The sequence below is a fragment of the Romboutsia lituseburensis genome (assembly GCF_024723825.1).
In the GTDB taxonomy this organism is placed as follows: domain Bacteria; phylum Bacillota; class Clostridia; order Peptostreptococcales; family Peptostreptococcaceae; genus Romboutsia_F; species Romboutsia_F lituseburensis_A.
In genome coordinates this window covers 3330024-3350241 of sequence record NZ_JANQBQ010000001.1, presented here as the reverse complement: position 1 = coordinate 3350241, position 20218 = coordinate 3330024, and the positions used below count along the sequence as shown (strand labels likewise).

The 20218-nt window shown below is 27.1% G+C and carries 22 protein-coding genes; 1 reads left to right on the top strand and 21 read right to left on the bottom strand.

Annotated elements, in window-relative coordinates:
• Positions 1-6: 6 nt before the first annotated feature.
• The 20 genes from NWE74_RS16145 to NWE74_RS16050 form a co-directional block, all read right to left on the bottom strand.
• Positions 7-1158, bottom strand: a complete 1152-nt coding sequence (locus NWE74_RS16145; RefSeq protein ID WP_258243995.1) for a radical SAM protein — start codon at positions 1156-1158, stop codon at positions 7-9.
• Positions 1159-1175: 17 nt separating this feature from the next.
• The gene (locus NWE74_RS16140; RefSeq protein WP_258243994.1) at positions 1176-2963 is read right to left on the bottom strand and encodes a thiamine pyrophosphate-binding protein; all 1788 of its coding nucleotides are present in this window, start codon (positions 2961-2963) and stop codon (positions 1176-1178) included.
• A 9-nt stretch (positions 2964-2972) separates the two neighbouring features.
• A complete protein-coding gene (locus NWE74_RS19225; protein ID WP_258243993.1) occupies positions 2973-4025 on the bottom strand; it encodes an SIS domain-containing protein in 1053 nt (350 codons plus the stop codon).
• Positions 4026-4029: 4 nt separating this feature from the next.
• Positions 4030-4854, bottom strand: a complete 825-nt coding sequence (locus NWE74_RS16130; RefSeq protein WP_258243992.1) for an N-acetylneuraminate synthase family protein — start codon at positions 4852-4854, stop codon at positions 4030-4032.
• Positions 4855-4870: 16 nt separating this feature from the next.
• Positions 4871-5932, bottom strand: a complete 1062-nt coding sequence (gene rfbG, locus NWE74_RS16125; protein WP_258244482.1) for a CDP-glucose 4,6-dehydratase — start codon at positions 5930-5932, stop codon at positions 4871-4873.
• Positions 5926-6702: a glucose-1-phosphate cytidylyltransferase gene (gene rfbF / locus NWE74_RS16120; protein WP_258243991.1), complete on the bottom strand. Its 777-nt coding sequence runs from the start codon at positions 6700-6702 to the stop codon at positions 5926-5928. Before rfbF ends, rfbG begins: the two co-directional genes overlap by 7 nt.
• 187 nt (positions 6703-6889) lie before the next feature.
• Entirely contained in the window at positions 6890-9115 is a 2226-nt protein-coding gene (locus NWE74_RS16115) for a glycosyltransferase (RefSeq protein WP_258243990.1), read from the bottom strand.
• A gap of 115 nt (positions 9116-9230) precedes the next feature.
• A complete protein-coding gene (locus tag NWE74_RS16110) occupies positions 9231-10043 on the bottom strand; it encodes a flagellin (RefSeq protein WP_258243989.1) in 813 nt (270 codons plus the stop codon).
• 109 nt (positions 10044-10152) lie between these two features.
• A complete protein-coding gene (locus NWE74_RS16105; protein ID WP_258243988.1) occupies positions 10153-10470 on the bottom strand; it encodes a flagellar protein FliT in 318 nt (105 codons plus the stop codon).
• A 21-nt stretch (positions 10471-10491) separates the two neighbouring features.
• Positions 10492-12012 carry a flagellar filament capping protein FliD gene (fliD, locus tag NWE74_RS16100; RefSeq protein ID WP_258243987.1) on the bottom strand — a complete coding sequence of 507 codons (1521 nt, stop codon included), beginning with the start codon at positions 12010-12012 and terminating at the stop codon, positions 10492-10494.
• A gap of 11 nt (positions 12013-12023) precedes the next feature.
• Positions 12024-12407, bottom strand: coding sequence for a flagellar export chaperone FliS (fliS, locus tag NWE74_RS16095; RefSeq protein WP_258243986.1), 384 nt, complete (start codon positions 12405-12407; stop codon positions 12024-12026).
• A gap of 18 nt (positions 12408-12425) precedes the next feature.
• A complete protein-coding gene (gene csrA, locus NWE74_RS16090) occupies positions 12426-12638 on the bottom strand; it encodes a carbon storage regulator CsrA (protein ID WP_258243985.1) in 213 nt (70 codons plus the stop codon).
• A gap of 10 nt (positions 12639-12648) precedes the next feature.
• The gene (gene fliW / locus NWE74_RS16085; RefSeq protein WP_258243984.1) at positions 12649-13020 is read right to left on the bottom strand and encodes a flagellar assembly protein FliW; all 372 of its coding nucleotides are present in this window, start codon (positions 13018-13020) and stop codon (positions 12649-12651) included.
• A gap of 13 nt (positions 13021-13033) precedes the next feature.
• A complete protein-coding gene (locus NWE74_RS16080) occupies positions 13034-14032 on the bottom strand; it encodes a hypothetical protein (RefSeq protein ID WP_258243983.1) in 999 nt (332 codons plus the stop codon).
• 13 nt (positions 14033-14045) lie between these two features.
• Complete coding sequence (flgK, locus tag NWE74_RS16075; RefSeq protein WP_258243982.1) at positions 14046-15416, bottom strand: flagellar hook-associated protein FlgK; 1371 nt, start codon at positions 15414-15416, stop codon at positions 14046-14048.
• Positions 15417-15433: 17 nt separating this feature from the next.
• On the bottom strand, positions 15434-15847 hold the full coding sequence (locus NWE74_RS16070) for a flagellar protein FlgN (protein WP_258243981.1): 414 nt from the start codon (positions 15845-15847) through the stop codon (positions 15434-15436).
• Positions 15848-16132: a flagellar biosynthesis anti-sigma factor FlgM gene (gene flgM / locus NWE74_RS16065; RefSeq protein ID WP_258243980.1), complete on the bottom strand. Its 285-nt coding sequence runs from the start codon at positions 16130-16132 to the stop codon at positions 15848-15850.
• Between the two features lie 26 nt (positions 16133-16158).
• Positions 16159-16491, bottom strand: a complete 333-nt coding sequence (locus NWE74_RS16060) for a FliM/FliN family flagellar motor switch protein (RefSeq protein WP_258243979.1) — start codon at positions 16489-16491, stop codon at positions 16159-16161.
• An 11-nt stretch (positions 16492-16502) separates the two neighbouring features.
• Positions 16503-16925 carry a YaaR family protein gene (locus NWE74_RS16055; protein WP_258243978.1) on the bottom strand — a complete coding sequence of 141 codons (423 nt, stop codon included), beginning with the start codon at positions 16923-16925 and terminating at the stop codon, positions 16503-16505.
• Positions 16926-17019: 94 nt separating this feature from the next.
• Positions 17020-18351, bottom strand: coding sequence for a GGDEF domain-containing phosphodiesterase (locus NWE74_RS16050; protein WP_258243977.1), 1332 nt, complete (start codon positions 18349-18351; stop codon positions 17020-17022).
• Between the two features lie 305 nt (positions 18352-18656).
• Here NWE74_RS16050 and NWE74_RS16045 point away from each other — a divergent pair, with 305 nt between their 5' ends.
• Positions 18657-19406: a LytR/AlgR family response regulator transcription factor gene (locus NWE74_RS16045; protein WP_258243976.1), complete on the top strand. Its 750-nt coding sequence runs from the start codon at positions 18657-18659 to the stop codon at positions 19404-19406.
• A gap of 31 nt (positions 19407-19437) precedes the next feature.
• Here the strand turns inward: NWE74_RS16045 and NWE74_RS16040 are convergent, their stop codons facing one another.
• A complete protein-coding gene (locus NWE74_RS16040; RefSeq protein WP_258243975.1) occupies positions 19438-20118 on the bottom strand; it encodes a lytic transglycosylase domain-containing protein in 681 nt (226 codons plus the stop codon).
• Between the last annotated feature and the right edge of the window lie 100 nt (positions 20119-20218).

The window sequence follows — 20218 nt, the reverse complement described above, 5'->3', positions numbered from 1 at the left end:
CCCATACTATCTTTTAACTTGTTCAGCTACATTTGTGAATCTATTGTTCACAGATTCGCAACCATTACATCTTTTACAATATGTTACGTAACCTATTTCATTATAACCTAAATCAAATTCCATCAATTCTATCTTTCTATTTTCATTATATCTAGATAAATCAAAATAATCATTATTATTATCTTCAAAAATCTCAGCTTGTACTGCACTTGTACTTAAGTGACAATAATATAATTTTTTATCATGTAAACCTCTAAAAGGAGGATTACATTTATTAAATTTATCTACTAACTCTTCTTGTGTGCTGTCAATGCTATGATAATTTTGTTGTATAAAATCTAGCCACTTATCATAGGTTAGTCTTGTATAGGTAATTTCATTATTTTTTAACTGTGCTTCAAATAGATCTACCTTTTCCTTTAAATACTCTAGTCTATTAGAATAGTCACTTATCTGTACTGTTACTTTATGCCTTTTTAGTGTTGTTAAAATTTCATTCGAAAGCTTTAATGTTCCATTTGAAAAAATATCTATATTATCTATTCTATCTTTATATTCCTCATTTAAATATTCAATAACATCTATTAAATAAGGATATAACATAGGTTCTCCTCCTAATAGCTTAATAGTTTCTACATTATCAACCCACTTAAAATACAAATCTATATTTTCTTTTATGCTAGAAAGGCTTTTATGCATAGGTTTTTCAAAATAAGGCATTAGCATGTTACATTTCTTACATTTTAATGTACATCTATTTGTTAAAGAAATATCTATTCTATGTAAATATAACTTATTGTGATTATACATAAAATACGTAGCAGTAAATGTATTACCATTACAAAAATCTACATTTTCAATATATCCTTCACGCTTCAATATATTTGAAATTTCGTAATATGCTTGTGATGCAATTATTATCTTCGTTTTTGGATAGTTACTTTTTACATGTTCAAAAGTAACTATAGATTTATTAGCAATTTTATGATTATGCTTACTTTCATCACTATCTATAAATCCTTTAATATTAAGAATATCTTTAAACTTATCAAAAAATCTATTACCAGAATTTGAAGCTCCCCATATATAATATTCTTTATTTATATCCCATTCTCTTATAAAATCATCAAATTCATGACCTTTATTTTTCCATTTCATATAATACCTCATCTAATTTAATTTTTAATATTATTTTCGATTTCATATTTACTTAAAAATGGCCACATATCTTCTAGTGGTTTAGATTCCATTTTACCATTTTCTAATTTTACAGACTTTACTCTTGGTGATATTGTTTCTTCTGGAGAAACTATCAGTTCACATAATACAGGCCCATCATAATTTAAAACTTCTGGTAAAAGATTCTTCATTTCCTTATTAGTTCTTGCTGTATAAGTTTTTATATTATATGCATTAGCTACCTTGCTTGTATCTGGCATTGTAAGCCCACTATCCTCACTACTGCCAACATAGTTTTCATTAAATAGATTTTTTTGCATAGACCTTATACTTGCATAACCATTATTATTCCATATAAACATCTTAATTGGTAATTTTAATCTTGAGACAGTTTCTAACTCTTGAATATTTAGCTGGAATGCTCCATCACCATTTATAAGTATAGTTCGTTTTCTATCATTAGCAACGCAAGCCCCTATCGAATATGGTAGTCCAAATCCCATAGATCCAAGACCAGCAGCATTTTTCATTTTTTGGCCTTTTTTAATTCTGAATGCTTGATATGTAATTTCACCCGCTCCACCTGAACTTTCTGGAACTATTATATCTTCACCTGTCAATTGTTTGCATAGTTCATCTATAAAACTATATGCACTTACATATTTTTCTTCATTCTTATGCAACTCTGTAACTACAGGATATCTATCTCTAATATTTTTACAATATGATAACCATTCTGCATCAATGCCCATATTTGTATTTAATTTTTCAATACTTGTATTTAGCTCTTCAATAAATGTTTTTACATCACATATGGATTTTACATCAATATCCATTTTCATTTTATTTATTTCATTACTATCTATATCAATCATTACTTTTTTAGCATTTTTACCAAAATTAGCTTCATTGAATGCAGTTATACTTGGATCTAGTCTACTTCCTAATATTATAAGTAAATCACAACTTTGTAATATATAATTAGCTCCTCTATCACCCATTATACCTGGATGACCTACATATAAAGGATGTTCTTCCTCGATTATATCTATTGATTTCCATGTAGTTAATACTGGTATATTTACTTTGTTTATAAATTTAAGGAAATCTTCCTCTGCATTGGCTAATTTTATTCCATTTCCAGCCAATATAAGTGGCTGTTTCGTTTTTTCTAGAAGATGTAAAGTTTTATTTACATCTTGCTTTATTGATTTTTTACTTTCTCGATTCTCTTCTTGCTTAAATCCTATAAGGTTATCTTCTTCTATCATAGTTCCTTGAATATCTAAAGGAATATCCAACCAGACCGGTCCCATTCTTCCATTTGTAGCCTCATAATATGCCTTCTCTAAATGGTATTTTATTTCGCTAGCATCTGTTATTTGTACCGCATATTTAGTAATAGGTTTTACCATATCTATAATTTGAACTTCTTGAGAGCCCATTTGTCGAACACCACTATTACCTACTAAATCTGATGTTTTAGCTTGTCCAGATAATATAAACATAGGTGTTGAATCAATCCATCCAGCTGTAACACCAGTTATGGCATTAGTTGCTCCTGGACCTGATGTAACTACTAAAACCCCTACATCATTAGTATGTTGCCCATAACTTTCAGCTGCAATAGCCGATGCTTGCTCATGTCCGCAACAAATGTATTCTAAATTTGATTTACCAAGCGAATCCACTAAATGCATAGCGCCTCCACCAGGTAACATGAACGCATGTTTTATATTCTTACTTTCTATAAAATTAAATATATAATCGGATAATTTAATCATATTTTTCTCCTAGCCTTTAAAAATCTGTTCTTCAACGTACTCTGCAATTAAGTGACCTATAAAAATATGTGCTTCCTGTATTCTTGGTGTAACCTTTGACGGAACCTTAATCATATAATCACATATTTCATCTAAACTCTTATTCTCATAGTTACCCATTAATATGCACGTTATTATTCCATTATTCTTTGCGTACTCCAATGCTTTGACAACATTTTTCGACTTACCACTTGTAGATATACCAATTAATATATCTCCTGGTTTAGCCTTTGCCTCCAATTGCCTTTCAAATACTCTGTCAAAACTATAATCATTTCCTATAGCTGTCAAAGTTGATGTATTCACAGTTAGAGCCTCTGCATTAAGAGCCTTTCTTTCTTTATAAAATCTACTGACAAATTCAGTTGCAATATGTTGTGCATCAGCTGCACTTCCGCCATTTCCACATAAAAATATTTGTGAATTATTCTTTAGTAAATTTACTATATCATTTCCAACTTTCATTACGTCTTGAATTAAGTTTATATCAGATGCAATACTTGTAAAAACTTCATTATGCTCTTTTAATCGTTTATAAAAATAATTAATGTTATTGTTTTTATCATTATAGTTTTGAACAATATTTACTAATTCCTCTATACATCCATGACCTCCAGATTTTTTTAATATTATATCTGCATTTTCTTTTGCTTTTTCTGTAGCGTCAAAAGGACAAACACCTAAACCTACATATTTTATTAATTGTGCATCATATTTTCCATCACCTATATAACAAATTTCATTTTTATCTATATTAGATTTTTCTTCAATCTCATGGATACACGTCAGTTTATTTTTCTTACCCTTATAAAAATAGTCCCATGGAAATCTCTTTTCAAAATAGTTTACTATCTTTGTTTCTTCACCTGTTATAGCACCTATTTTAAATCCTTGTGATTTTAATTCAAATATAGAATCTATATCTTTAAGATTTATTCTTTTTTGCTCATGTCCATCTTCACTTAAAGTTATAGAACCATCTGTTATAACTCCATCTATGTCAAAAACTACTAATTTTATCATTGATTTAACCTCTTAACTTTTTTCTTACTTCCATTTCAGCATCACTTAATATTTTTTCACCATTACCTAATATTTTTTCTACTTCTCTAATTTGCTTAACCATTGTATATAACTCATCAGTTTCTATTGACGCTGCTTGATCTGATCCATACATAGTTTTATCTAATGTTATATGTCTCTCTATTGATGTAGCTCCTAATGTAGCTGCACAAACACTAACTAATATACCTTTTTCATGTCCACTATAACCTACTTTACAATCATACTTTTTAGCTAATGTATTTATTAACTTTAAATTTGCATCTTCATTTTTCATAGGGTATGTGCTGTTACAATGCATTAATTCAAATGGACAATTATTATCTCTAAATATTTTTACCACAGCATCGATTTCTTCATAGTTAGTCATGCCTGTAGATATGAATGTATATCTTCCTTCTTTTGCAATTTCTTGTAATAATTCTTCATTTCCAAGCATAGCTGATGCTACTTTATTAAATTTACAATTATATTTTTGTAAAAACTTTTGAGAGTCTATATCCCATGCAGAAGCAAACCATTCAATTCCTTTTTCTTTACAATATTTATCTATTTCATTGTACTCAGCTTCATTAAATTCAAGTCCTTCTTTTTGCTCTCTTTGAGTAGTTCCCCATGGACTAACACGAGGACTATCTAACATTTCCTTAGTGTACACTTTGTCTATAGTTCTTTTTTGCAATTTTACAGCATCACATCCTGAAATTACGGCTGCATCTATTAATTTTTTAGCTATATTTAAATCTCCATTATGATTTATTCCTATTTCTGCTATTATATAAGTTTTCATTTTCATTCCTCCATATTTATGTTATTTTAAAATATTCATATATTTGTAATTTTGAAATTTCATCCATGTTCTTATTCAACCAATAAGCTTTACTCCACTCTACAGTTAAATTTATAGATTCCTCTATATTCAATGTAGGGTACCATCCTAATATATTTTTTATTTTAGAACAGTCTAATTTTAAAATATTACTTTCATAAAAACTATTATTAGAATTTTTATTTTGCCAACCAACATCACCCCAAGATTTACAGAATAATTTAACTAATGCCTTAGTTGTTACACATCCATCTTCGCTCGGACCTATATTGTAGCTTCCCTCAAACATTTTATCCTCATATTGTTTTTTTGCAATCAACAAATACGCATTTAATGCCTCAAATACATGTTGATATGGTCTTATAGAATTTGGATTTCTAACTATTATAGTTTCATTAGCCATAGACGCTCTGATACAATCAGGTATTATTCTATTATTAGCAAAATCGCCACCACCTATTACATTTCCAGCTCTCGCTGTTGAAATAGCCAACTTATCATTATTTTTAAAAAACGACTTTTTATATGAATCTGTTATTAATTCTGAACACGACTTTGAGTTTGAATATGGATCAAAACCATTTAGCTCATCGATTTCACGATATGGCCATTCCCACTCTTTATTATGATATACTTTATCAGTAGTTATATTCACAACAGATTTTACACTATCGCAATCTCTTATTGACTCTAATACATTGACCGTTCCCATAACATTAGTTTCATAAGTATATACAGGATTTATATAAGATTCTCCAACTAGTGGCTGAGCTGCTAGATGAAATACTATTTCAGGTTTATATTTTGTAAATATCTTTTTTAATGCATTCAGATCTCTGACATCACAAATAATAGAATTTATATCCTTTTTTATATTTAATATATTATATAAACATATATCATCGACTGGCTCTAGCCCTATGCCAATTACATCAGCACCTGCTAAAGTCAATATTTTACATAGCCAGCTACCTTTAAACCCTGTATGTCCCGTGACTAATACTTTTTTATTCTTATAAAATTCTAACACATTTACCATACCTTCCATTTTGCATTATCATTTTTCCACATATTCTCTAATAAATGCTTATCCCTTTGAGTGTCCATACACTGCCAAAATCCATTATGCTTGTACGCATTTAACATGTTATTTTTAGCCATTGTTTCTAGTGGATAATTCTCTAATATTGTACTATCATCTTCTATATATTTAAATATTTCGGGCTCTAAAACCATATAACCACCATTTATCCACCCTGAGTCGGACTTATCTTTTTCTTTAAAAGATATTATGCTAGAATCAGTTTTATCTATATTTAGTACCCCAAACCTTCCATCTGGTTGTACAGCTGTTATGGTTGCACTTTTTTTACTATTCTTATGATTTTCAATTAATTCAGATATATTAACATCGCTTACACCATCTCCATAAGTAAGCATAAATGTTTCATCACCTATATATTCTTTAACTCTTTTTAATCTTCCTCCTGTCATAGTGTCAAGGCCTGTATCAACAAGAGTTACTCTCCAAGGTTCAACTACATTTGAGTGTACTGTTATTTGATTATCTTTTGAAAAATCAAAAGTTATATCTGATCTATGTAAATAATAATTAGCAAAATATTCTTTAATCAAATATCCTTTATACCCGCAACATATTATAAAATCATTGAATCCATAATAAGAATATGTTTTCATTATATGCCATAGTATAGGATTATTTCCTATTTCAATCATAGGCTTGGGTTTAAGATGTGATTCTTCTGAAATTCTAGTTCCATATCCACCCGCAAGTATTACAATTTTCATAAAACGCCTCCTTATACTATATAATAACATTATTCGTCATTTTTTCGCTATATATTATATTATTCATTTAAATTTTCATATTACTTATTTACTAAAATTTGTTATCATCTTATCAGCTCAACATTTATTAATATATTTCGACATTATATCTTTGATTTCATATATATATTATATTTTTACTTATCATTTATTTTTTCAATTTATTATGTACATCATTTAAAACTGCTTCGTCACAACAAAATTTTTTTATATATTCTAAAAATTCAACAGACTCTTCATCATCACCTAAAATTTCTTTTACATATGCTATATTAAATAATATATTGTAATTTGATACATTTTTCATATAGGCATTTTTTAAAATCATTTCACTTTCTTCAAAATTACCTTTTAATATATTTATGATAGCTTTAAAATTTAGTATATCTGGGTCTTCCCAGAATATACTTTCATATTCATTTATCTTCTCTATAGCTCCATTTAAATAATTTTCTTTTATATCGATTTGTATCAAATTCTTATACTTAACTTTTAACTCTTTTAATTCTTCAGAACAATATATTTCAGTTTCAAATCTTTTAATAATGTCTTCAATACATTCCTTATATTGAGGATTATTCGATACTAGTTTCTTTAATTTTCTTATATAATCAATCGGTTTCTCATTCTTTATTTTTTCTATACTTATATATTCAATAACAAATTTTTGATTATTACAGCTAAGCAAGTTTTTGATTATTTTATCGTCTATATCATTTCTAAATATTTGTTTTACATAGGCATAAGTATACATTATATTCATATAGTATAAATTTGTTAATTTATCTCCCTTTAATTTACTTTTATACAATAAATTTTTAGCTAAATTACTATATACTTTTAATTTGTTAATATTCATACTATTTTTTTCTCTAATTAAATAATTATATAAATCTAATATAATATCTTTCCTAAAATCAATTATATAATTTAAATAATTATTTATTTTAATATTATCAATATTCTCAAATATATCCACCAGGTTGTGCCCCTCTTTAAATAAGCAGTATATTATATCCCCATAATAATTACCGTCTTCTTCTAAAATAATATTTCTACATAATTCTAGGTTTAATTCAATTCCGATTCTAAATTTATTTAGATAGCCATAATTATCATCTATTTTTGATAAAGTCTTATAAATCTCATTTCTATCACTTTGTTTTATATTTAAAATAAATTTTTCTAATTCAAATATAAACGAGTTTTTTTCTACTAATGAATCTTTAAATTCATTATAATAACTTATAATATTACAAAGCTTTTTTTCCTTATACATACTCATTAATATTATAAATTGAATTCTTTTTTTCATATCATGACTTATATTTTTTACTTTCTCTAAAACCAATTTATAATTTTCTTGAATATAGTAAATTTCTATTAAATCTAACTTAGCATTTTCATAAAAACTTATTGTATCGCCTGTAGCACATACATCATTAGCCTGTGTAGATAATTCATAATTTTCTACCAACCATATATACTTATTATAATTTTCCAAACTATTTTCATATTTTTTTAATGATTTTTGACTTAATGCTAAATAACAATAAATATCTATATTTTTATTATCTTTTTTTATATATTCAGTACATATTTTTTCACATTTTTCATATCTACCCATTTCAAAATGCAACTTAGCTAAACCTGCCTCTACTGCTATAAATGAATAATTTATACTCTCATATAATTTTTTTGATTTTTCCATGTAGTATAAAGCCTCTTCTTTATCACCTCCAGCAGTATAATTTTTAGCTAATTGATAGTTCAGATATGGATCCTTAGGATTTTTCTTATACTCAGACAATAATATTTTTTCGTTTCTTTTTAGCTTAAATTGTTTAATTTCTTCATTTTCGTACATATATCCATAATGATTAAATTTAGCAATATCATTAAATATAGGCGCTTTATACATCGGCTGTTCATGTATAGCACCTACATATTTGAATTCCGAACTATTTTTAAATAATCTCAATATAGATGTTTTGTTATAAATAGAAGCATCTTCTGAAACAATACTCTTCAATTCTATAGATGCACAATTATATTTTTTATGTAAATCGGTATTGAAAAATTCAATTAGTTTATTACACTCTATCAACTCTTCATCTGCATCTAGTATAAGTATCCATTTCCCTTTTGCGTATTTTATAGATTTATTTCTCATACTTGAAAAGTCATCATTCCACTTTTCAAAATAAACATTACTTGTATATTCTCTAGCTATATCTATAGTTTTATCAGTTGATCCAGTATCTAGTATTATAATTTCACTTTTTAATTCATTAACTAATGGTTCTAATGATTTTAATGTATTTTCCAAATACTGTTCTTCATTTTTTACCATCATAACAATACTTAGCAGCATAGTTAATCGTCCTTTCAACTCATTAAATTTAAAAATAAAGAGTAAAGCATATGCTTTACCCCTTAGTTTAAAAGTTAATGCACTTATAACTCTATCAAAGTTAATGTACTTATAACTATCTTAATAATTGTGCTACTTGTTCTGGTTGTTGCTTAGCTTGAGAAACCATAGCTTGAGAAGCTTGAGTTAATATGTTTAACTTAGATAATTTAACCATTTCCTTAGCAACATCAATATCTCTTATTCTTGATTCAGCAGCACTTAAGTTTTCTGTTGAAGTCGTTAAGTTTGAAGATGTAGCTTCTAATCTATTTTGCATAGCTCCATAAGTTGATCTTCCTGCATTTATAGATTCTAATGTAGTATCTAAAGCTGTTACTAATGCATTTGCACTTGCAAGTGTATCAGCTGACACTGCAGCACTTAATGTAGTTTGTATTTGAGATAAGTTCACATTTGTTATTTCTCTTGTTTCAGAGTTAGCTCCTGCTTGTATTGTTGTAGTTCCATTTGAACCATCTAATATAGCTTTACCATTGAACTTAGTTTCTTCAGCTATTTTACCCATTTCTTTATTTAATTCTTTTAATTCTGTAGTTATCTTGTTTCTATCTGTAGTTGTTAGTGTTGTATTTCCACCTTGAACAGCAAGCTCTCTCATTCTTTGAGCTATATTTCCAGCTTCTTCTAAAGCTCCTTCTGCAGTTTGAACCATAGATATACCATCTTGAACATTTCTGTCAGCTTGCTCCATACCTCTTATTTGAGATCTCATCTTTTCAGATATAGCTAATCCTGCTGCATCATCTCCAGCTTTAGTTATTCTTAATCCTGTAGATAATTTCTCCATAGAATTCCCTGCTAATGCAGTATTCTTTGACATTTGGTTAGTTGCTATCATAGCATTCATGTTAGTGTTTATTCTCATTGTTTTACTCTCCTTAGTTTTTACGACATCCTTGTCTTATTTTTATATTTACAAATACTTGGCCAAGTACTGCTTACATTATTATAATTCGGCATGTTTTTTAAAAGCTTTACACTTTTTTATTAAAAATATTTATTTTTTCTTTATTAAAATTCATATATGAATTATTTGCTTGTTTTGACACGTTATATTCTTGTATCTCACGCTTAACCTCATCTATACTTTCATTTAGTAAATTATGAATAGTTTTATCTATTTCAATGATTCCCTCGTTAACTAGTATTTTTTTAAATTTTTCATTCTTAAATTCCAAATTCAATATCCGCTGTCTTTCATCTAATAAATTTTCTATTTTATCCAGTTCATCATTTTCAAACAATTTAATAATTTTAAGTGATATTTCTTTATATAATTTTGTATTTTCCATTATGTAACTATACACCTAAACCTACATTTGCATAAAATAACTCATTTGAGAGTTTAATTTATTCATACTAGATTCTAATGCTCCAAATTTTTTGTATAATGAATTTTCTTTGTCTGACATTTTTCTTTGAAGCATTTTTATAGTATCTGCTTGTCTTTTCAATTGTTCTGAATAAAAGTTATGCGCAGCTGATGAAGTTTTTTCCAGCCCTGCTTTTTTAGCAAATATCGCTGATGAACCACCAACATATTTATTTATAGTACTTTTCATATTTTCCATAACACTATTATTGTTACCAGCAAATATTTCGTATACCTCTTCACCATTATTTTCTAAAGCTTTTGTAAGCTTCTTTTCATCTAATGATAATTGACCTCTTTTATTATAATCTTCATGTGATGAAATTCCCATTTCATTTAAAACTTTCATATTATCTCCAAATATAGACTTTTGCATATCATCCATGAATTTTCTCATTTCAGAATCATTTCTAAGAAGGCCATCTTTAGCCTTTTTTTCCCATCTTTCTATTTCTTCTTCACTCATATCTTCTTTCTGAGCTTCTGTTAATGGAGGATAATCTCTATTTATCTTTTGAGTTACAAGGTCATACATTTTGTCCATAAGCTTGTTATAGTCTTCTACAAAAGCTTTCATATTTTCTACAACTGGTTGAGTATCTTGTTTTGATGTTATTTTAGCCTCTCCAACTGAATTCACTTCATATTTTATTCCATCTATATTAAATGAATTAGAATCTTCATTTAATTTTTTTAATTCTTTTCCACTTTGATTTTTTACTATTATTTCTGACTGTTCTCCAACAAAGTTATTATTAGTTATATTTCCATCTTTATTTTTTCCTTCTAATTTTAAGAATTCTAATGCATCTGAATCAGAACCATCTTCCTTAACTATTTTGAATCCACTTATACTTCCGGTATCTTTCGTTTCAATAGTAAACTTATTAGTCATTTCACTATAAGAAGCTTTTATTTCACCTTCAGTAGCATCATTTATTTTTTTAGAAAGAGATTGTATAGTATCATCGTCCGTCACAGTGATTTTTTGTGAATATATAGGTTTTCCATCTTTATCCGTACCTATTTCTAGTTTAAAAGTATCTCCTTTAAATCCAGCTATACTACCTAACTTAGTATTCGCCGATTTTATTTCTACAGTAGAACTTGCTTTTGCTGGCTCCGCTAGTTTTTTCACTTCAAAATCATAATCAACTTTATTAGCTCCTGCAGTTCCTGTAGCTGTTATTACATTTGAATTAGAACTACTAACAGATAATGTATTCCAAGCACCACTATTTAATATAGAGTTTTTAGATGATAGCGAAAAATATTTATCATTAAATCCCTTTGTATCTTTTATAACTTCTCTATAAATTTCTTGTTGCCATTTTATAGTTTGTTCCTTTTGCTTTACTTTATCTATTTTATTTTGCTCACCTTTAAGCATTTCTTTTACCATTTTTTCAGTATCCATACCAGTTGATAATCCCGGTAATCTTATTCCACTTACACTTGACATGCCCTATCCTCCTATTTACCAGTTTTTATTTTTTTATCTACTTCATGCCACATATCTCTGACTTCTTCTATAACAGGAAGTACGTTATCTATTATTTTCACATCTTTTTTAATATTAGCTTTAGATAGTTCATTTTTTATATACTCATAGACATTATACATATCTTCCATATACTTCCCTGAACTTTTATCCATTGTTATCATAAGTTCTAAGAATATATCTTGAACCCTAACTAACTCTTTATGCGCTCTAGCCATATTTTTTTCTACTATTGCAATTCTAGCTACTTTTGTGTATTTAACAGCACCATCTAATAACATTAATAATAATTGTTCTTTTGATGCCATATTTACCGAATTTTGTTTATATGCATTGTATGGATTTGCCGTATACATAACTTTTCCCTCACTTCATTACTTAAATAACCTTAAAACATCATCTGCTTTTGTTATAGCATTTGAATTTTCATTTTTTACTTTTTCATATACTTCTTTTCTAAGAATAGTTTTTTCTTTTGGAGCATCTATTGCGATTTTGACACTTCCATCTTCAATTTTTACTATTTTTATTTCTATATCATCTCCAATTAACAGAGATTCTCCTTTTTTTCTAGTAATTACTAACATATTTTCACTCCTATTTTAAAGGTTCTTTTATTTTATATTTATCATCTTGTAATATTAATTGTTTACCTTTATTATTTTTTATATTTATTATTATGGGAGCTTTTAAATTAACTGTACTAGATTCTAAAGTTTTTCCTAGTGTTATTATATTTAATAATAGAACATCTTCTGGTACTTCTATATTCAATTCACTTATTATTTCTTCGTTTAAATCTATTTCATAGTCTGCTTTTACTTTAAATGGTGAAATAGATACAAATCCAATATTTGAGTCTTCTTTCGAAGTAATCATTTTTAAATTTTTATTTCCTTCTATATCGTTTAACTCAAATTCTTTATATTCTTCAAATCCAGGAATTCCTTTTTCAAATATTATTTTCATAATTACCTCCTGGCTATCTCATATAATCTAATATTGTAGGTTGAATTAATTTAGCGCCTACTTGTATTGATGCTTGATATACTAATTCTGCCGATTTTAACTCTATAAATTTGTCAACATGATCAACATCTTGATCCAATGATAATACACCCTTCATATTTAATATATTCTCATCATTTAATTCTCTTACTTTTTCGGCTGTATTAGCTCTAACTCCAAGTGATGTTCTTTCATCTAATGCATGGTTAGCTAATTTATCAACTTTACCTTTTATAGTTGAATTTAATTCTTCTCTTTCTTTCACTTTGTCTACAGCTGTCTTTTTAACTGTTCCATCCGCATTTTTTTCTAAAGTTCCATCCGATTTAACTTGCACCTTTTCTCCAGTTATCATAGCATTCATCGTTGAAGATATACTATTTATTGTATCTAAATGTTCTTTTGTAAAAATTTCTCCAGCTGATAAGTTATAATCTATATTTATTCCATCAGATATATCAGCTTTTAAGTTATCTGTATTAGATTTAGGATTTAATTGTAATGTTACAACTCTCGTTTCATCATCTACTAAAATATTTATTGGTGGTTCGTCTACATTAGTTCCTCCAAACATATACTTGCCTCCATAAGTTGTATTAAGTACATTACCAAGGTCTTTTATTTTTTCGTTCATTTCAGCTTGAAGTGCTTTAAGCTCTTCATCAGAATATGTACCATTTCCAACCTTTAGCATATCCTCTTTTATATCATTAAGTGCATCTCCAAATTTTTCTAAAGAACCATCTGTTGTTTCCATCCAACCCACAGCTTCATCTATATTATAACTATATTTTTCGGTATATCTTATTTCATTATTTAAATTCATAATCCTTATAGCTTTATGTGGATCATCAGAAACCCTATTAACTATTTTTCCAGTATCTAGTTGTTCACTTATTTTATTCATTCTTGTTAAATTTTGTTGTGTATCATACATATGATTTCTTGTCATTGAAGCGTTTGTTATTCTCATGCTTACCTCCTAATTATCTTTTCAGACCATTTATGACTACATCTAATAAAGAATCTATTGTAGATATTACTTTTGCACTTGCATTATATGCATGTTGGAATTGTATTAAACTCACCATTTCTTCATCTAATGATACTCCCGATACATTAAGTCTTAAGTTATCTATTTCTTTAAGAATTTTACCTTGATTTTTTTCATTCCTTATTACTTCTTGTGTTTCATTACCTAGTTTTTGTACTATGTTATTGTAGAATTTATCCATGGTTAATTCTTCTTCTGGATTACCTATTTTTATTTTTTTATCTTTTAAATGGTACATCTCAGATGCTATTTCTGTCGTTATATTTAAATCCCTAGGATTCTCTACTAAATCTTGATTAACTTTTATTAATGGATTATTTTTATCATCCACTATAAAGAATTTTTTATCATCAGATAAAGCTGTCGTGTCATTTATATCTCTTCCATTTAGAACATTATTAACACCTTTTGCTACCCCTTTTACTAGCTCAGTTAAGCTATTTGTATATTCTTTAACCTTATCTATCATTTCTAAGGAACCTTGTATTTCTCCTGATATTTTATCAGCTGGTATATCTTTAGTTTTAGCTGGATCTCCATATGTTAAAGTTAATTGTTTTTTTCCACCAGTTTCAGTTATTTCAACCTTTGATAGACCACCTTCAAAAGCTTCTTTTATATCATCATTACCTAAATTCATTTTAAAACTTAAATCATCAAGTATTTTATCTCTCTCATCCATTAAGTCATTAGGAGATTTCCCACTCCCTTGAACAATTTTTATTTGTTTATCTAATTCTTTTAATTGATCAAGCATACCATTTATTTCTTTAACATCATCGTTAAGTTTTTTATCTGCTTGAGATGATAAAGTGTCTAATTTTTCCTTTATATTACTTATCTTATCAGCTAAGTATTTACTATTTTGAACAACTATATCTTTAGATGCTACATCTGTAGGGTTTTTAGAAAGTTCTTGCCAACTACTAAAGAAATTTGCAATTGATGCTGATATAGATGTGTCTGATGGTTCATTAAATATTTTTTCCATATTTGTATAATGCTCATATTTAACACCTATCTCACCATAATTATGAGACTCACTTCTAAATTGGAAATCATAAAAAGTATTTCTCATTCTTATAACATCTGTAGCTTCAACACCAGTTCCTAACTGACCAGCTCCTAAACTACTATTGTATCCTGGATAGCTGTATGCACTACTTGCTTTTTGTTCTACTCTTTGTCTTGAATACCCAGGAGTATTCATGTTATTTATATTATGAGAAGCAGTTTGGATTGAAGATTGACTTACTCTCATTCCTGAACCTGCTGAATGTAGTGTTCCTAATAATCCCGCCATAATTTCCCTCCAATATTTTATTTACCTACTTGTCCGTAAGCATTATATGTTCCTACACCTTTATTTGGCTTTATTGCACCTATCATCTTCTTAGTAAAAAACAACCTTTGTTTTATAAGGGTTGCATTAGCTTCTTTTTGTATTTCTACCATTTTTAAGGTGTCTTTTATCTCTTCATAAGCTTGTTTTATATTTTCATCATCACAAGCTTTTATAGTTTCTTGCATGCTAGCATCGCTACCCATTATAGTTCTTCTCTTTATCTCTATTCTAGCTAGATTTTTTGCTATTTCATCTAAATCTCTCGCTATTTTATCCAGTTTCATGACTTCTTTATTTATAACTAAGTCATACTGCTCATCTAACATAGTTAACAAAGTTTTTAATAATTTTCTTTCCTCAAATATTACTACTTTTAATTCTGGGTTCAATTATATTTCTCCCTTCATATGTTGTATTATTTTTTTCGCTAAATCTTTTGAATCTACTTTATATGTTCCATTTTCTATTCTTCTTTTTATATCATTAACTTTATCCATGTTTATCTCTTCTCTACCAGTATTTACCTTGTTTAAGTATTTGCCTAAGTCTGATATTTCTACTATATCTTTTGTATTTTTTTGTGCAGATTGTTGCAAAGTTTCTTGTTTAGTATCTTGCTTATTTATTTTATATACATTATTCACATTTCCAAAATTAACTTTATTTATATTCATATTATCCCTCCTTAAAAATTTGAGTATTACATTCCATCCTCTTCTTTTTTAATTTTAGATAGTCTAATTCCTAGTCTGTTGTCAATTATTATACTTTCCCCACTAGCAATCACTTTCCCATTTACACTTATATCTAAGGTTTCTTCTAAATGTTTATCTAATTTAATTATGTCTCCCACTTTGTAGTTAACTATTTTTCCTATTTTCTCCTTAGTCTCTCCCATCAGTACCTCTATATCCATTTGTGCTTCCATTATGTCATTTAAAGCACTTAAAGGTACTTTTTCTCCCTCAACTAATTGTTCAAATTGTGCTTCATATATTTCATTTTCAGTTGTTATTATATTATTGTCGTTCATAATGTGCCTCCTTACATATATATATCTAATAAAAGTCCGTTAATTTCATCTATTTTAGATGCCATATCTATATTATCTTTTTGTTCATACATTAATTCTCTCGTCATTTCATCTAACTTTTCGTTTACTGTTTTTACAGTTGTAAAATAGTTTCCATCCCAGAAACTAGTATTTTGATTTAAGCTATACACATAATCTACAACAGACTTTAAGTATCCTTTAATTACTTGTTTATACTTTATAACATCTGTGTAATTTTGAGTTGCTACTAATCTTTCTCCTATTGACTTAATTTCTTTCATGTATGATTCTAATTCTTCTTTTGTTTTTGCTTTATTTGCTTGATTGAAACTTTCACTAAAATCTGATCTATTCTTGTTTCCTTTACTTTCTATATTTAGACCTGTGTTAAGACCTATATTTCCTACTTTCATATTAAACCTCTATAATGTTGATATATTGTTTTATCTTCTATTATATCATACGGTTATTTTTTTTCTTACTTAAGTTATTTTGCGTTATTCTTTACTATTTACATTGTATTGCATCTTTTTTGATTATTTCTAATAGGCTGTTAAACGGCATGGGTTTGTAGCAATAATAACCTTGTATAAAGTCACATCCCATTCTTTCTAAAAAATCATATTCTACTTTTTTCTCCACACCTTCTGCAACCACATATGCATTAGTTGTATGAATCATGTTTATTAAGCTCTTTATAAACAACGGATTATTTTCCAAGTATTCTACAAGTGATTTATCAATTTTAATTTCGTCTACATTATAGTTTTTTATATAGTCAATTGAATTATATCCTTTTCCAAAATCATCTATAGATACTTTAATCCCTGTACTTTTTATTTCTTTAAATATCTGATGAATTTTATCTATAGATTCCATATTTTCATTTTCAGTAATTTCAAGCTTTAATAATTCCTGATCAAATCCAATTTCTTCAACTATATTTTTTATATCTTTTAAAAACTTTTCATCTTCCAGTTGGTAAGGTGATATGTTTACAGACAAGTCTATTTGTTGACCTAATGTATCATTAAGTTCTTTTATTTCTTCACATGCTTTTCTTATTATCCATCTACCTAAAGAGCTTATATATCCTGTATTCTCAGCAAATCCTATCAGTTTATTAGGAGTTATGTATCCATATTCCTCATTAAACCATCTAATTAAAGCCTCTACCCCTTTTATTTTCTTACTTTTAACATCTACTTTTGGTTGGTAATATAATGTTATTTCTCCACTTTCAATTGATTTTTCTATACTTTCAATATTTATGTGCGGTTCATATTTTTCATTATATATTTCGTATTTATTATTACCTTTTCTAATACAATTAGAAAGTGCTATTTCTAATTTATTAGATGCATCTTTTATACTAAAATCATTATTATCATAAATAACAGCTCCAATACTTGCCGATACCTTTATATTGTCACTATTGTTGCTGATTCTGTTAGTCATAATAATTATCTCTTCTATTATTTCCCTTATATAATTTATATCTGTTTCTTCAGTATACAACCCAAACTTAGTTCCCGATAACCTAGATGCTATACAATCTATTCTTATATTTTTTAATGTTTTTGATATATATTGTATAATTTCATCCCCAGTTTTTATACCTGAATTTAAGTTTATAAAATTAATCCCCATAAATTTTATTTTTATAAACGTTCCATTTTGTTTTTGACCTAAACAATAAAAGAAATAATTTCTATTATTTAGACCAGTAAACTTATCTCGTTTATTCAAGTACATTTTAACCTTTTCAACTACACCAGGCATATCCCACCTACTATAAGGGTTGATTCTTTGATTTAATTTTATTTTACCTTCTTGCATCGCTCATTCTCCCCGCACTTTCTAAATACACGTATATTTAAATAAATGCATTTATATTTCACTTTTAGGATTTTATAGTTCATTACTAAAATTGTACGTATACTATTTTAATTTCTTTAGTCTTTTGTACTATTTAGAAATTACATTTTGTTTGAATTTTTGTTTTTAATATGAATATAAAATATTTATCGAATCAATACTCTTAGTATGGAATATTCTTTAGAAAGGATATTTTAATTTATTGAAGAATTGTTACTTAGTTAACTATTTTAACATTTAAATTTTTTATTGTAAGGAGAATTCCTATGATTAATGTAAGTATATGTTGCAATGATTTAAAACAAACTAATATATTAAATGATTTTTTTAAGAATTTCTCATCTTCTAATCATTTAAAGTATAAATTATCTAAATATAGTTCTTTTGATCATCTAGTATGCGCTCCACCTGAAAATTTGGATATCTTATTTTTAAGCATCAATTTAAACAATAAACAATCTGTTCACGATATAAATAATAAATTCAAATTACTTTATAAAAATTTACAAATAATTTTTATACCTGAGATAATGGACTTTATGTTGAATGGATTTTGTTTGAAAGATTTTAGATATATTTTAATGCCTTTAAAATATGAATCTTTTGAAGATGAAGTTTCTAGCTGTCTTAACGATTTGAAAAAGCCAAAGTCAGCAACTGGAAAATCTATAAATAATATTTTTCAATTTAAAAATTACGAAGATATAGATAAACCATTAGTAGTTTTATCTGGGATATCCACTAATTCTATTTTATTTATAGAATCTCGTGGAGATCACTGTTTAATTTATACTCCCAGTAAATGCGTAAAAAAAGAGTACAGAATTGACCAGTTAGAAAAAAAATTGTGTCCTTCAACATTTTTCAGATGTCATGATAGTTTTATAATAAATATAAAAAAAATAAATAAGCTAACACGAAGTTCTGTTATTGTGAATTCAAAGATTATTCCAGTTTCAGAAAAAAGTTTCAAAACATTAAAAGACAAGTTATTAGTTATGCTAAAAATAATATAAAAATTAGCTTTATTAAAGCTAATTTTTATATTTATATACCTTTATAATATTCCATTACTTTAGGAACATAATTTTGAGTTTCTTTCGGCATTTTGTAAACATCATTTATAGATTTTACACCTCTTTTAGCCATCCTAGTTGGACCACCATTATAAGCCATTAATGCCATTTCTACATTCCAATTATATTTATCTAAGTATTCTTTTATATGTCTAGTTCCACCATCTATATTTTCTTCTATATTTAATGGATCTTTAACCCCTAAGTCTCTACAGTTTTCTGGCATAAGTTGCATTAAACCTTTTGCACCCGCTCTAGATACACAATTAGGATTAAAGTTAGATTCAACTTTTATAATAGCTCTTATTAAGTTTTCATCTACTCCATATTTCTTAGATGATATACTTACTGCATTATCTATTCTTTGATTTACATCTAGATTTTTATTTGTTGATTGTACTTTATTTGCATTTTGAATACTATTTGGTGTTTCTAATGTTAAATCCGAATTATTATTATTCGAATTATTACCTTGTACATTTGTATTGGCATAACTTATATTTGTGCCTTTATTTGTTTCTGCTATTGCTTTTAATAAACTTATCATTATCATATCAAATACATTGCTGTTAGAATTATTACAACTGCAGCTATTTGATCCACCAAATGATAATTTAGATGTCATTTCTAATAATTGTAATTTATCAATCATCTTTTATCACCTCAAATAGTTTGTCTTTTTATTTATACGGATACCTGCATACACTCTTTATACATTAAGCATACTATTTTCTAAATAAAAAAATTTGCTT